Annotated in this window: 13 protein-coding genes; 9 read left to right on the top strand and 4 right to left on the bottom strand. The window is 42.0% G+C overall.

The genetic code is table 11. The annotated features are described in order from the left end of the window. Positions 1–38: 38 nt before the first annotated feature. Positions 39–425 carry a hypothetical protein gene (locus HC643_RS07085; RefSeq protein ID WP_038072980.1) on the bottom strand — a complete coding sequence of 129 codons (387 nt, stop codon included), beginning with the start codon at positions 423–425 and terminating at the stop codon, positions 39–41. Between the two features lie 752 nt (positions 426–1177). Between HC643_RS07085 and HC643_RS07090 the strand changes: the two genes are divergently transcribed. The 6 genes from HC643_RS07090 (at position 1178) to HC643_RS07115 (ending at position 8207) form a co-directional block, all read left to right on the top strand. Beyond that, positions 1178–1429, top strand: coding sequence for a PqqD family protein (locus HC643_RS07090; RefSeq protein ID WP_038072981.1), 252 nt, complete (start codon positions 1178–1180; stop codon positions 1427–1429). Then, complete coding sequence (locus tag HC643_RS07095; RefSeq protein ID WP_038072984.1) at positions 1426–2466, top strand: ATP-grasp domain-containing protein; 1041 nt, start codon at positions 1426–1428, stop codon at positions 2464–2466. Before HC643_RS07090 ends, HC643_RS07095 begins: the two co-directional genes overlap by 4 nt. A gap of 1 nt (position 2467) precedes the next feature. Continuing rightward, entirely contained in the window at positions 2468–3841 is a 1374-nt protein-coding gene (locus tag HC643_RS07100; protein ID WP_038072988.1) for an alanine racemase, read from the top strand. Next, positions 3838–5913 carry an urea transporter gene (locus HC643_RS07105; protein ID WP_038072993.1) on the top strand — a complete coding sequence of 692 codons (2076 nt, stop codon included), beginning with the start codon at positions 3838–3840 and terminating at the stop codon, positions 5911–5913. The genes HC643_RS07100 and HC643_RS07105 overlap by 4 nt, the downstream gene beginning before the upstream one ends. A gap of 421 nt (positions 5914–6334) precedes the next feature. Then, on the top strand, positions 6335–7888 hold the full coding sequence (locus HC643_RS07110) for an iron uptake porin (RefSeq protein WP_050046327.1): 1554 nt from the start codon (positions 6335–6337) through the stop codon (positions 7886–7888). 37 nt (positions 7889–7925) lie between these two features. Then, the gene (locus HC643_RS07115) at positions 7926–8207 is read left to right on the top strand and encodes a DUF2087 domain-containing protein (RefSeq protein ID WP_038072994.1); all 282 of its coding nucleotides are present in this window, start codon (positions 7926–7928) and stop codon (positions 8205–8207) included. Here the strand turns inward: HC643_RS07115 and HC643_RS07120 are convergent. Next, positions 8198–9676, bottom strand: coding sequence for a CoA-acylating methylmalonate-semialdehyde dehydrogenase (locus tag HC643_RS07120; RefSeq protein ID WP_038072995.1), 1479 nt, complete (start codon positions 9674–9676; stop codon positions 8198–8200). The two genes, HC643_RS07115 and HC643_RS07120, sit on opposite strands and share 10 nt — an antisense overlap. Before the next feature lie 371 nt (positions 9677–10047). On the opposite strand from HC643_RS07120, the gene infC reads away from it, so the two are divergent. Beyond that, entirely contained in the window at positions 10048–10515 is a 468-nt protein-coding gene (gene infC / locus HC643_RS07125) for a translation initiation factor IF-3 (protein ID WP_272900264.1), read from the top strand. Between the two features lie 397 nt (positions 10516–10912). After that, the gene (locus HC643_RS07130; RefSeq protein ID WP_038072997.1) at positions 10913–11557 is read left to right on the top strand and encodes a class I SAM-dependent methyltransferase; all 645 of its coding nucleotides are present in this window, start codon (positions 10913–10915) and stop codon (positions 11555–11557) included. Between the two features lie 98 nt (positions 11558–11655). On the opposite strand, the gene HC643_RS07135 is transcribed toward HC643_RS07130, so the two are convergent. Continuing rightward, a complete protein-coding gene (locus tag HC643_RS07135; RefSeq protein WP_153021522.1) occupies positions 11656–11805 on the bottom strand; it encodes a hypothetical protein in 150 nt (49 codons plus the stop codon). A 544-nt stretch (positions 11806–12349) separates the two neighbouring features. Continuing rightward, on the bottom strand, positions 12350–13006 hold the full coding sequence (locus tag HC643_RS07140) for a DUF3386 domain-containing protein (protein WP_038072998.1): 657 nt from the start codon (positions 13004–13006) through the stop codon (positions 12350–12352). A 112-nt stretch (positions 13007–13118) separates the two neighbouring features. On the opposite strand from HC643_RS07140, the gene HC643_RS07145 reads away from it, so the two are divergent. Then, positions 13119–13799, top strand: coding sequence for a LuxR C-terminal-related transcriptional regulator (locus tag HC643_RS07145; RefSeq protein WP_038072999.1), 681 nt, complete (start codon positions 13119–13121; stop codon positions 13797–13799). Positions 13800–13890 lie beyond the last annotated feature (91 nt).

The following is a 13890-nucleotide window of genomic DNA, read 5'->3' on the forward strand; positions in this document are numbered from 1 at the left end:
CTTCTTTATTCCAAAGCCTTCTGCCCTCTGCCCTCTTTTTAAAATCTAATTCCCAATTGTCCGTTGATTCCTCGCACGGAATTGTAGCCAACACCGACAAAAACGTTGTCAGTTGCCCTTGTTTGAACTCCACCAGAAAAAGCAACGCCCTTATCTTCCGAATAGTACCCCAATCCTACATATGGTGAAATTACGGGTAAAGAAATAAACTTAAGTACATCTACCCCAACAGCACCATCAGGACCAACTCCCAATTCAGCCCCTAAATCCAAAGCCCTTGCACCAACAGAATAAGTAATATCACCTTCTTTACTACCTACTGACACCCAGGGCTGTGGTACTATCTGAGCGCGAGCACTTTGTGGAGCTAATAAAGCTAACAAACTCGCTGATACTAACAATACTTTTCCAATAACTGCTTTCATATTTCACTCCTTCACTTTTTGCCAATTTGCTCTGAACACTAATTCTCAGTCAGTACTGACAGCAGTTAGTCTGCACGCTGCCACGAACTAAGGTGTGTCCATTATGACTAACAAAAGACGGAATTCTGTATGGGCGTGTGCCCGATTTGTGAAAAATAGTTCTTTAAAGCAACTACTGAAGTGTATTTACTGGTATAGGTATTTATTAAGGTATTTATGAATACTTTTAAGGTAATTCAAGCAAGTTAGAGAAAATATTGAGCCAAAAAAATCCTTTATCTTAAGTGTATGCGGAAAAAGCTAACGTTTAAGGTCGTTAAGAGCAGATTTTTCTTATATTTCATGAGTAAAATTACTTAAAATTTAGCCCAAATAGGAAAAAAGTACTATACCTAAGTAGTACTTTTTAACGAGTTTTAGAAAACTAGATTCGGTACTTTTTTCTCATGTTGATTGAGAGTATAAATTTTTATGATTTTGGTGTCGAACACAAAAACTTTACAACTTCTTGACAAATTCTTGACAAGTTAGATAGCCAACTTGCAGGAAATGTTTGGAAATGCGGGGATCATCGTTGAATAGGTGTGTCAATTGACTCTAGGTTGTCAAATCCCAGACTCTTTGAAAAGTCGGGGAGCTAAACCAACTTAACCCATCAAAATTAATGTGTATCGCCAAATATGCGTGATTGAGGAAAGATCGACAAAAATCTTTTGTCCTCAATAAGTTTTTGCAACCTAAATAAGGAACAAATGTCAACATTTCAATCACTAACAATTAATAAAGACGGCTTTGCTTTTGACTTACTTACAGGTGAAAGCTTTCAATTAAACCGCTGCGGTCAAATGGTTTTGCAGCGCTTGCGACACGGTGACACCCAAGAACAAATTATGCTATTTCTCTGCGGGCGGTTTGGCATTTCTCAAAACATAGCACAGCGAGATATTACAGACTTCTACCAGCAACTGAATGCTCTGGGACTACTCACAGAGGAAAATCAATGAAACCTTTTACAATCGCTATTACAGGCATTAATGCAGTTGATAATCCCGGACCGGGTACAGGCATTGCTCGCAGCCTGCGTGAAGACCACCAGTTACCCACTCATATCATTGGGCTTGCCTACGATGTACTGGAACCGGGGCTATATATGGATTGGCTGTTCGATCGCTATTATCTCATGCCTTATCCCTCCTCAGAGCCTGAAGTTCTGATTGAGCGATTGCAGCAAATCAAACAGCAAGTTGGTTTGGATTGCGTGATTCCTAACCTAGATGTAGAATTGCCGCTTTATATTCGGTGTGCGAAAGAATTGGAGTCGTTAGGTATTCGGACTTATTTGCCTACACGAGAGCAATTCGCTTTACGCAACAAGGCAAAGCTGAGCGATGTAGCAGCAGCATTTGGTGTTCGGACACCGCAAACATTAACACTCACTTCGTGCCAAGAACTTCATGAGGCGATCGCAACATTAGGATTGCCATTGATGATTAAGGGCCCATATTACAAAGCCTACCGAGTGTCAAGCGAAGGGGAAGCCATACAACGCTTTTACCAGCTAGCAGCGGAATGGGGCTATCCCATCATCGTGCAGCAGATTGTCAGCGGTACCGAGTTGAACCTAGTGGGGATTGGAGATGGTAAAGGGAGCCATTTTGGTTTGGTCGCAACCAAGAAAATTGCTGTAACTGAACTTGGCAAAATCTGGAGCGGTGTGACTATCCATCACCCTGGTTTACTAAAAGCAACGGAAGCATTTCTAAAGCATACCCGTTGGAAAGGTCCCTTCGAGTTAGAATGTATCGCCGATCTTGATGGCACAATTTATCTCATCGAAATTAATCCACGCTTTCCAGCATGGACTTACTTTGCAACTGGGGTGGGCATTAATCTTCCAGCACGCCTGGTAAGAGCAGCCCTCGGATTGCCCTTATCCCCCTCAGTTTCTTATGAAGCGGGTAAATTGTTTATGCGCTACACCTACGAAATTGTAACGGACGCAACCCCTCTACAAACTCTAGTCACTTTAGGAGAACGATAACATGGTCAATCAGTACGAAAAACCCGTGATTCAAAAACTCGATAGCAAATTCACGAACAAATTTTCAGGAAACAACCAATCGCAGTGCAAAGTTCAAACAGAGATTGCAGGCGTTGCGATCGACGATCTAGTCCAACAGTTTGGCTCTCCGTTGTTTGTTTATTCCGAACAGACACTGCGTCGAAAGTTCCGCACTATCCGCAATACATTTACCACTCGTTATCCAAATGTAACCTTTGGCTGGTCTTACAAAACCAATTATTTGAAAGCCATTTGCGCTATCTTACATCAGGAAGGGGCGATGGCGGAATTGGTATCCAAAATGGAATACGACAAAGCAAAAGCACTCTCGATTCCAGGAAACCAAATTATTCTCAATGGACCGCACAAACCATTTGCCACTCTAGAAGCAGCCGTGCGTGATGGAGTTACCATCAATATCGATCACCTAGATGAAATTGAAGATTTAGAAGCGATCGCCACCCGCCTCAATCGAACTATTTCAGTGGGTATCCGACTTAATTTGAATGCTGGAATTTATCCTTGCTGGTCGCGCTTTGGCTTCAATCTAGAATCCGGTCAAGCCATGGAAGCTGTTCGGCGTATGGCCAGTGGTGGCAAATTACGAGTGAACGGTTTACACAGCCATATTGGAACTTTTATTATGGAACCCGCAGCCTATGCTCGCCAGGTTGAGAAAATGGTGATGTTTGGCTATGAGGTGGAGCAAGAGTTCGGTTGGCAAATGGAATATATTGACATTGGCGGTGGCTTTCCGTCTCGCAGCCGTTTGAAAGGTACGTATCATGCGGCAGAGGTTATGTTGCCGTCTATTGAAGAATATGCAGACGCTGTTTGTGATGCTCTATGGGCGGCTTTAAAACCAGGGCATATGCCAAAACTGATCGTTGAATCTGGTCGGGCGGTGATTGATGAAGCGGGAACGCTAATTGCAAGTGTTTGCGGTACTAAGAGACTGCCTGATGGTACTCGTGCCTATGTGATAGATGCTGGTGTGAATCTCCTGTTCACAAGCTTTTGGTATCGCTTTGATATTGCCCTCGATCGCCAGGTTTCGGGTCTTTACGAGCCATCGGTCATATATGGTCCGTTATGTATGAATATTGATGTTATTGATGAAACAATTTCATTACCTCCACTCTCACGCGGTACCCGATTTGTTATTTCCACTGTAGGTGCATACAACAACACACAATGGATGCAATTCATTGAATACCGCCCTAATGTGGTGTTGGTGACAGAGACGGGCGATGTAGAATTAATTCGTGAGGCAGAAGATCTCAGCGATCTAGAACGACGGGAACATTTGCCATCCCGGTTGGATCTGAGAAAATTTGCACCCACAAGCTTATGAAAATCTCGGCATTACAGACGCTCCGACATCTGGTATATGCCGTATGCGCTGCTACTGCTGAAATCCTGTTTTTACGTGGAGTCGGTGTTGGAGCCTTGCTGCTGTCCGCCATGTTGCTGCAACCCTCGGTACTGGTGATGGGTCTAACAGGGGTGCTTGCAGCAGTTGGCTTTGCTAAAGTAGCGCAACTGGATGTAGCATATTGGAAGCAAGGACCCTTTTTATTCAATCCGCTTCTAGCGGGGCTAGGTGTTGGTTATTTATTTCAACTAAGTGCGGCATCACTGTTTCTGGCTGCTGCTGCCGGTATACTAGCATTTACCTTAACTTGGACTTTGTCCTACGTACTTCACACATTTTTTTTGCTACCAGTACTGAGTTTGCCATTTGTTACCGTAAGCTGGACTATTCATTTAGCAGCATTCCGCTTTGCTGGTTTGCAGCACGCTATTGTGCCTGCACATGCTTACTCCATTGGCTTACCAGTGCCGCTTGAAGGTTTCTTGCGTACATTAGGCTTGATCTTCTTCTTGCCCAATGTATGGGTTGGCATGATAGTTGCACTCCTATTATTGTGGAATTCACGCATACAGTTTTTGTTAGCTGTATTCAGTTATACTTTTGGAACTTTTATCCAAGGTATCCTGACAGGAACGTTCGCTTATGTCTACTACGACCCTGCAACATTGAATTTCATCTTGGTAGCACTGGCGCTTGGCGGATTTTACTTGCTGCCATCACCTCAAAGCTACATACTAGCAGCGCTTGGCGTTGCATTGGCAGCCTTGCTGGGTCAAGCTGTGAGTGTCTTCTGGGCAGCAGTGGCGTTACCAGTACATGCATTGCCGTATAATGTAGTCACCTTGATGCTATTGTATCTGCTGGGTCTTGTAGGGCATCATTTGTTAGCAAGATACCCTCAATCCTCACCAGAAAAAACCTTGGATTATGAATTGACAGCAAGACAGCGGTATCACGGGAGTACAGGTCGCCTCCTGGCCTTACCTTTTACAGGAAATTGGGTAGTTTGGCAAAGCTTTGACGGACAATGGACTCATCAGGGGCTTTGGCGTTACGCTTATGACTTTCTCATCCGCGACGAGGGAGGTCTTACTTACAGCGACGACGGGTTAAAATTAACAGATTATTATGCTTTTCAAAAACCCGTGCTGTCACCTATTCGTGGTTCAGTGGTTTTGGTTGTGCGGGATCTACCAGACTGCGAGATCGGTCATGTAGACCAAGACCGTAACTGGGGTAACTACGTGTTACTGTACGATGAACGGGGCTTTTACGTCGAAATATCCCATTTTGCCCAGAACAGTATTGCGGTCAATCAGGGCGATCGCATTGAGCGAGGAGCCTTACTCGGACGTTGCGGTAATTCTGGGTACTCACCTCAACCCCACATCCACATTCAGGTGCAACTGACTCCGGTCATCGGAGCAGCGACTGTTCCGTTCAATTTTGCCAACTTCATGGTGAACGGTGAATTTTGTTCCGAGGGTATACCAGCAAAAGATGCTGTGGTAGAGCCTGTGACTCCGGATCGCTCTCTCACACAAGCACTTACCTTCGCCCTTGATTCCCAGTTACACTTTAGTCTCACTCGAAAGGGACGAGAGATCGGTCAATTGAGGGTAACAAACCGGATGGCAATTGATGGTTCATTTTACCTGGATTCTGGAAATGCCAAATTGTTTTATACCCGAGATGAGAACAGGTTGATGTTCCATCGATTAGACGGAAAAGATCCAAGACTTGCGTTGCTATTTCTTGCAATGCCCAGACTGCCTTTAATACGTCAGATCGATCGGCAATGGTTTGACTACTTACCAATTAGTATGGTGGTAACAGGGCTGCGTCTGATGCTTTACCAGTTTTGCAGTTCTTTGTATCCCAAGCTAGCTTCAGCACACTATATCGGGCAATGGCAATCTGATGGCATATTAATTGGCACGATTTCAATACCAAAAGTCGCACGCAAAATTCAAACCTCTGCCATCTTCAATCGCGACAACCAGTTAGTCAAAGTTACTGTGGGCGATCGCTCTCTTGTACGTCAGCAATAAAAGATAGCGTGGTTCAATTAGATAAGCTGTCGCGCATCTAAATTGTACTTTTTTAAGCTTGAAAACATTGCTGTGAGGTTGTTAGCTTTAAAATTTCAGACGTCTTAGCTTAACAGGGAGTTGATTCCAATTTCCCCCCTTAAAAAGGGGGGTTAGGGGGGATCGAAAGCGCAAGAACGCACTTTAGAAGACTTGTGTACACTACCGTAGCCAAAACCCGATCGCTCTAGAGGCTAAGAGGGAATTGAGTCTTATCTGAACTGTATTGACCTATGAGAATTTATGGAGTCAATTGTTAGTACAGCACGGCTAAAATAAAGCAACTATTTAGTAACAGGCAAAAAGCCTTCTGTCATCAGACGAGCGTTCGGGGCTACCTTCATGTACTAGTGCATTTTGTAATCCTAGATGAAAAAACATTATGCCTAAAAAAGTTGTGAATTATCTGATTTTGCATTTAACAAGTCTAGTTAGTGGATTATTACTTACAAATGCAACTTTAGTGACAGAAACACAAGCAGTTTTCAACGAGCAGTTAGAGATTGCACCAATGGCTCGAGTCAATTCAGTTTCCCAACTTCTTGATATAGGAGCAAAGGATTGGGAATTTCAAGCAGCACAGTCTTTATTTGAACGTTATGGTTGCACTGAAGGCTATTTTGACAAAACATACAGAGGAAATCAGACTCTAACCCGTTATGAATTTGCTTCTAAATTAAATGTATGTATAGAACAAATTAACAAATTGCTGACTCAGAGTACTGTTAATTTGAGCCAGGAAGAAGATTTAGAAACATGGAAAAAACTGCAAGAGATATTTGCAGCAGAACTTGCTACTTTACAAAGTCGAGTCGCTCGGCTTGAGATGCAGACCACCACTTTGCAGGAACAACAATTTTCTGCTACAACCAAACTCGTTGGCGAAGTTATCTTTGCGCTTACAGATGAATTCAATCAGCCGACTAACAATAATACCGTTTTTCAAGAAAGAGCCCGCTTAAACTTTCAGAGCAGCTTCACGGGAAAAGATAGACTGCATATCAGAATTGCATCTGGTAACGCGAATATCTTTAATTTGACAGGTTATGGAGTTGAAGCAATTCAGACCTTTAACTTCGGAAATACTAACAATACAATCTCTGCTGACTGGATATCCTACTTTTTCCCAATTGGTAAGAACATTCAAGGTTATGTTGCTGCTGTTGGAGGTGTTCATTATGACTATGCTCCCACAGTCAGTTCTTACGTAGAAGGATACGGTAGTGGTAAAGGTTCTCTGTCGGTCTTTGGTCAACGCAATCCTATTTATTTAATTGGGGGTGGTTCTGGAGGTGGAGTCACTTACTCATTCAGTCAAAATTTATTATTATCTACAGGTTATTTAGCAGATAGTTATAATTTATTTGATGGCAATTACGCAGCCTCGGCTCAACTCACTTTTTCGCCAAGTAACCAGTTTTCAATTGGTCTGACTTATATTAATGCATATCGACAATTTGCTATTTTTGATACGGGGAGTAACCTTGCTTCAGTTGGTACTAACTTAGCAAACGGTGGAGGTTTTGATGTTGGTACAGTTCCATCAAAAGTCAATGCTTATGGTGCAGAATTTACGTACAGATTTAACCCTCGATTTACAATTAATGGCTGGTTTTCCTATATAAACGCTCATTTCATGAATCTTGGAACTGGAGATATTTGGACTTATGCACTCACCTTTGCCTTTCCCGATCTTGGTAAAAAAAGTAACTTAGGTGGGATTGTTGTGGGTGTAGAGCCTTATTTGGGGAATGCGAGTCAGTTTGCTGTCAATGCTAAGAATGATGTCCCAATTCATATTGAGGGCTTTTACCAACATCAGATAAATAGTAACATCTCTGTGACTCCCGGTTTGATTTGGATTCTTTCACCAGGACAAAACTCTGAAAATCGTGACTCAATTATCTGTACTCTTAGAACAACCTTTGCGTTTTAATGAAATGGGATAAAAATTATCTATTTCTACAACAACTATGAATGGCTCAGAGGACCTGAAGAGGTATTTGGACGAACAAGGACGGGTAAAAGAATGGCCTTCCAAGCGAAATAGAAGTAGGTTTCAGCAATTGGTTTTAGAGTATTTGGCAAATCAATTTGAGATTGACAGCATTTATTCAGAAAAACAAGTTAACCAATTGCTGAACCAGCATCATACCTTTGGCGATCCGGCTTTGTTAAGGCGGGAGTTATTTGAGCGAGGATTGCTCGATAGAAAGCGAGATGGTTCGGCATACTGGCGTAAAATTCAGAATTGACGGGACCAGTTGCTAGGCCAGCGTTCTACAACAACTTTTGTTTGGGTAAAAAATTCGACAGCGTGGTTGCTTTGACCGTGTAAGTCACCAAAAAAGCTTTCTTTCCAACCGCTAAATGGGAAGAATGCCATTGGTGCTGCAACTCCTATATTGATGCCAATATTACCAGCCTCGGCTTCATAACGAAATTTACGTGCAGCAGCACCGCTTGATGTAAATAAACAAGCCATGTTCCCATATTGACCGCCGTTGACTAGGGCGATCGCTTGCTCAATTGTCTCTACATGAATTAGGCTCAGTACGGGACCAAATATTTCTGTACGGGCAATGTCACCAGATGGATCGACATTTTGTAGAATTGTGGGACGTACAAAGTAACCCCTTTCATAACTTGGTATATTGGGAGACCGTCCATCTACCAGTACTGTTGCTCCTTCATCTGCTCCCTGCTGAATTAAACCCTCAATTCTTGCCTTGCTTTGAGCAGTAATGACGGGTCCCATTTCTATACCGGGGTCTAAACCAGAACCAACAGCACGCTTTTGAGCAGTTTCTGCGATCGCTTCGGTGAAACTCCGACGTGCTTCTCCAACAGTCACAGCAATGGAAGCTGCAAGACAGCGCTGTCCTGCACAACCAAAGGCACTATCAGCAGCAATGCGTGTTGTCATCTCCAAATCTGCATCTGGCAAAACAATCAGTGGATTTTTAGCACCACCTTGGCATTGAACTCGCTTGCCGTTAGTGGCTCCTCTACTATATATATACTTAGCAACTGGTGTAGAACCTACAAAGCTAATCGCTCGAATCTTGGGATGATCTAAAATTGCGTCCACAACTTCTTTGGCACCATTGACTAAGTTAACAACACCTTGAGGCAATCCTGTTTTTTCCAATAATTGAAAAACTTTTTGCATTGTCAGAGGAACTTTTTCTGATGGCTTAACGATGTAAGTATTTCCACAAGCAATGGCATAGGGTAAGAACCAAAAGGGGATCATTCCAGGAAAATTGAACGGAGCAATGACAGCGCACACGCCTAAAGGTTGTCGGATCATCATTTCATCAATACCCCTAGCAATGTCTTCCAAGTTGGTTCCTTGCATCATCATGGGGATTCCACAAGCAACTTCAACATTTTCAATAGCGCGGCGCATTTCACCTTTAGACTCAGCCAAAGTTTTACCGCACTCTAAGGTAATGGTACGAGCCAAGTCTTCAAAGTGTTCTTCTAGTAAATTCTTGAGTTTAAAGAGATACTGTACTCGTTCTGTTGGTGGTGTACGCCGCCAATTTCCAAAAGCCTCTGAGGCTGCTTGGACTGCTTGCTCTACCTCAGAAGCTAGAGAGAGTGGGACTCGAGCCAATACCTCTGCTGTAGCTGGATTAATTACGTCCAAATACTCTGTAGCGTTAGAAGTACACCACTGATTGTTAATGTAATTGGGTAGTGCGATCGCTTTTTCCATCAGTTAAATATTATGTTGCTATGAGTGCAGGATTATGAATATCCTACTGGCAAAGCATTACAGTCAACAATCTAGTTTTGAAACCCGTATTTTGTTTTAGGTGGATGGGTATTGAGCAAAATTGGGGTTTACATTAAAAAATGTTAAAATTAATACTTTAATTATAGATTTTCTACTGGTATGTTGGCTAAATAAATCTCGAATATAATATATATAGTAAGTTTGTCAGACCCCCGTAGAGTAGTGATTTTTTTACACCCCACAACCTTCTAATGATGTTCATAATGAGTGTTGTGCTACCTTGGTATTACTTGTCAAGCAAATTGTTCAACAATTGAGAGGAAAACGTTATCGTAATTCAAAAGCAACTCATCAACTCACAAATCAAGTCACCTCAAGTCTTCTTGATTGACCACGAGAATAACAATCGTGGTTTGACTGATACCCGTGAAGCTCTACAACTAGCTGAGAGCGTAGATCTTGACTTGGTTGTAGTCTCCGAGAGCAAAGATGCTCCAGTGGCGAAGATCCTGAACTATGGCAAGCTTCAGTATCAAAAGAAAAAACGTCAAACACAGAGTGCCAGACCCACGGTTAAGGAAGTTCGTCTTCGTCCAAACATAGGTCTAGCTGATTACAATTTACGCATCAGTCAAGCCAGTCAGTGGTTGAGTAAAGGCGATTCAGTAAAATTTATGATTCGCTTAAGAGGTCGAGAAAATCAATATCGCAGTAACGCCGGAGAATTGCTAGACCGCATTGTAGCGGATCTGAGTTCAGTGGGTAAAGTCCAGTCACTTGATAAACGGTCACTGATTGTTCAAGTCATTCCCGCATAATTTAATTTTTTAGGGATTTCTTTAAGATCCCTTCATCAATGGGCGCTAAATGAGCGATTTGAGTCACGAGCTCAAATCGCTTATCTGTAATTTGAGGATAAAAAAGAAACAGGTGCGAAATCTAGTAACCTCGCACCTCCCAAAGAAAAAATTTTTCCAAAAGGGAATCCTTTGTATTTAAAAATAGGGCAAAAAAATGGAGACTTTGTGAAGCCTTGAAATGCAAGCTTCATCAGGAATTTTAAGTACTGTAGTGAATATAAAAAATCACCCTATTTGGTGAACCAAGTAGGCGATGCTGAAAAAATATAAATTCCATATACTTAGTGTATCAATCTCAAAGGCAAAAACAAGTTTAAGCTAGCAACCAATGCAAGAAAAATAACAGGAGGTAAAAATGGTAAAAACCCAACCTTGTAATTGTGCTAACTGTGGTAAGCGTGTATTTGCTTGGATGATGTCTTTAGATAGAGGGGGTCCATATGATGAAGCTGTACGCGATCGCAAGCAATCCTTATTTGGTAGTCTCAATGGTAATGTTTTAGAAATCGGTCCTGGAACTGGCGTTAACCTAGCTTACTTTCCCAAAAACATCAATTGGATAGGAATTGAGCCGAACCCATTTATGCATTCCTATCTCAAAATAGAAGCTCAAAAACTCAATTTCAACAATATTGAGATCCGTACTGCTAGTTCTGAGCGTATAGATGCAGAAGACAATAGTATGGATGCTGTTGTAAGTACCCTCGTTCTATGTTCCGTTCCCAATTTATATAATACGTTACAGGAAATTTTACGAGTGCTGAAACCGGGCGGACATTTTCTATTTATTGAACACGTTGCTGCACCCCAGGAAACAATGTTGAGAAAGATTCAAAGTACGATTCGTCCTGTATGGAAATTAATAGGAGATGGTTGTTCTCCAGACAGAGAAACTTGGATTGCTTTAGACAATGCCGGATTTTCAAATGTAAATTACGAACATTTTCGCGCTCCTGTTCCTATAGTTAGCCCTCATATTGCAGGAGTAGCAACTAAATAGGAAATTTATAGTTGGGCGATAGACTTCAGCCGAAGCTTACTATTTTTTGGAAATTTTGGAAAGATTGAGCATCGGGTGAGTATTGCCAACCCAAAATGTTATTGACTAACTTTTAACGGTCTTGAGAAGGCGATCGCTTCAAAGTTTGGCTCAAGAATCTTAAGATGGTTTTGGTTGGCTGATGGCTCTAACTGATTGATAATTTCGTTCAATCGGTTAGTGAGAGTTGTAGGACGGTTTCTGCTCATGGTAGTGGACCCTAATACTTGACTGTTGTTGAGAGTGTTTTTACTTACGAAATCTGTTGAATATCAAAATATAAATTCCGCAATCGTAATAACAGTATCTAAAATCTTTTCAAGATATACATAATAAATCTTCTTGAAACGAGTATTTATTCTCCGCATCTATCCGAAGGTTGTTTTCCTTCTTTAATTTTATCTTATCACAGAAAAAGTATTTCTCCGGAAAGAAAGAAAATGAGAAAATCTAAAAAGATTATTTATCCGTATTATTTCTGTGCTTGGAAAGCTTGCAAGATCCCCGTTACATTTTGAGAAAAGCCTCAAATAAATAACTTGTCAATTAAGTGTTCGAGCGTGCTTTAGTATTCCAACTTGCACTTTTTTATAAGCGTTCCTAGGTGTAGTTGAGCTTTAGGGCTAAAGCCCAACTATAAACAAATAGAAGTTTGGCACTATAGCATAAAAACATCCCGTTACGTGCAATTTGCACCATAACGGGATTGTTAAAAAAATTCAGATAAAAAGCTATGCTGATGTTATTGCATAACTACTCAGCAGTCGGCTCTAACAGTTGGATATTCGAGAAAATAAATTCTTGGGTATGGACTTGCTTATCTGCTTCAGTCCGAATCAAGCGGCGATTTAGGATAACATAGTCGCCAACTTTCTCGTACTCATCCTCAAATTCACTTCTTCCTCCCTTTTGTTCCCCTGTTTTTGGGTCGTGGTAAACAGAGTCATATGTGTGGGAGAGGTATCCTTCACCTGTATCGTGACTGCTAAAGGTATTAATAGTTACAACAACACCATGAATGTGTCGGTGGACAAGAGACACCTCATTATTGCGAACTTTATATCTATCTCCTTCCGCCTTACCGCCCATCAAAATCTCTACAGCACCAGTTTCATCAGTCGCACCGTAGCGAAAGGTGTTTGAGCCGTGGGTTTCTTCAAAAGTACGACGAATGCGGTGAATAGCGATTTCCCACAACTGATTGTTCAGAGCTTGGGTGGCTTGTTCGTCTTCTACTTCAAAGACTTCTGCTTTGAGATTAGCGTTGACACGAACTTTACCTGCAAACACTTTCTCACCATGCTTATAGGTTACATCTGCAGTATAGCCAGGGAAATTTTTATCCCAGGTGTAGCGGTTTTCGTAAGCAGCCCGAAAAAGTTCTTGGGCAGAGACTTGTGTTGCGGTCACGGGATTCTCCTATAGTTACTAATTATGTAAGTTTTTACCTTCGCTCCTATCAGCTAGCATAGAAATAATTATTAAGAATGCATAGTCCTCAAGTGGGTACACTTATATTACAATGGCTAACTCTCTTCATGACCTATTTCAGGCGATCGCTAAAGCTCAAAACGAGCAAGAACTACGACTAGCTGTCATGGACACAGTTGGCGAGTACTTTGGTGTGCAGCACTGGGGTATATACCTGTTAGATGACCATAATACGGCTGAGGCTGATATAAAGGTTATCCCAGATGTTTGTTTGGAAAGCAACCCAGTCGGGCAATATGTGGTTGAGCGACACGCTCCAGCCCACGAGGAATTGGTGTTACCCTCGGGAGACTGGAAAAATTTTTGTTCCCGTCACGATCACGAACACGTTATGAGCGGACCAATCGTTTGTGACGGTCGTCTTGTGGGAACGCTGAATTTAACACGTGCTAGCGGTGCTCCAGCCTTTAATGCCAACGATCTTGCAGATCTCAGTGCATTGTGCTTGCACTTATCAGCAAAAATTGCTACCTTACAGGCGCAAGCGAAACCAAAAGCCATCAACTCACCACTAGCCAATCGCCTAACACCACGAGAATTAGAGATTGCTACACTAGTCGCACAGGGGTTAACAAATGCAGAAATTGGTGAAAAACTTTGGATTACACAAAATTCAGTTAAGCAAGCTTTAAAAAGAATGTTTCGCAAGTTAGGAGTCTCAGCACGAACTGAGATGGTGGCAAAGCTACAAAATGTTTTAGCATCAAGCTAAATCCGTTAATCATTAGCTTATTTAATAAGAAGTAATTAGAGGTGGGCAATGCCCACCGTGTCTCTCGGTTCTGTACCCTGCTTTCTCCTTG

The sequence above is a fragment of the Tolypothrix bouteillei VB521301 genome (assembly GCF_000760695.4).
GTDB lineage: Bacteria > Cyanobacteriota > Cyanobacteriia > Cyanobacteriales > Nostocaceae > Scytonema > Scytonema bouteillei_A.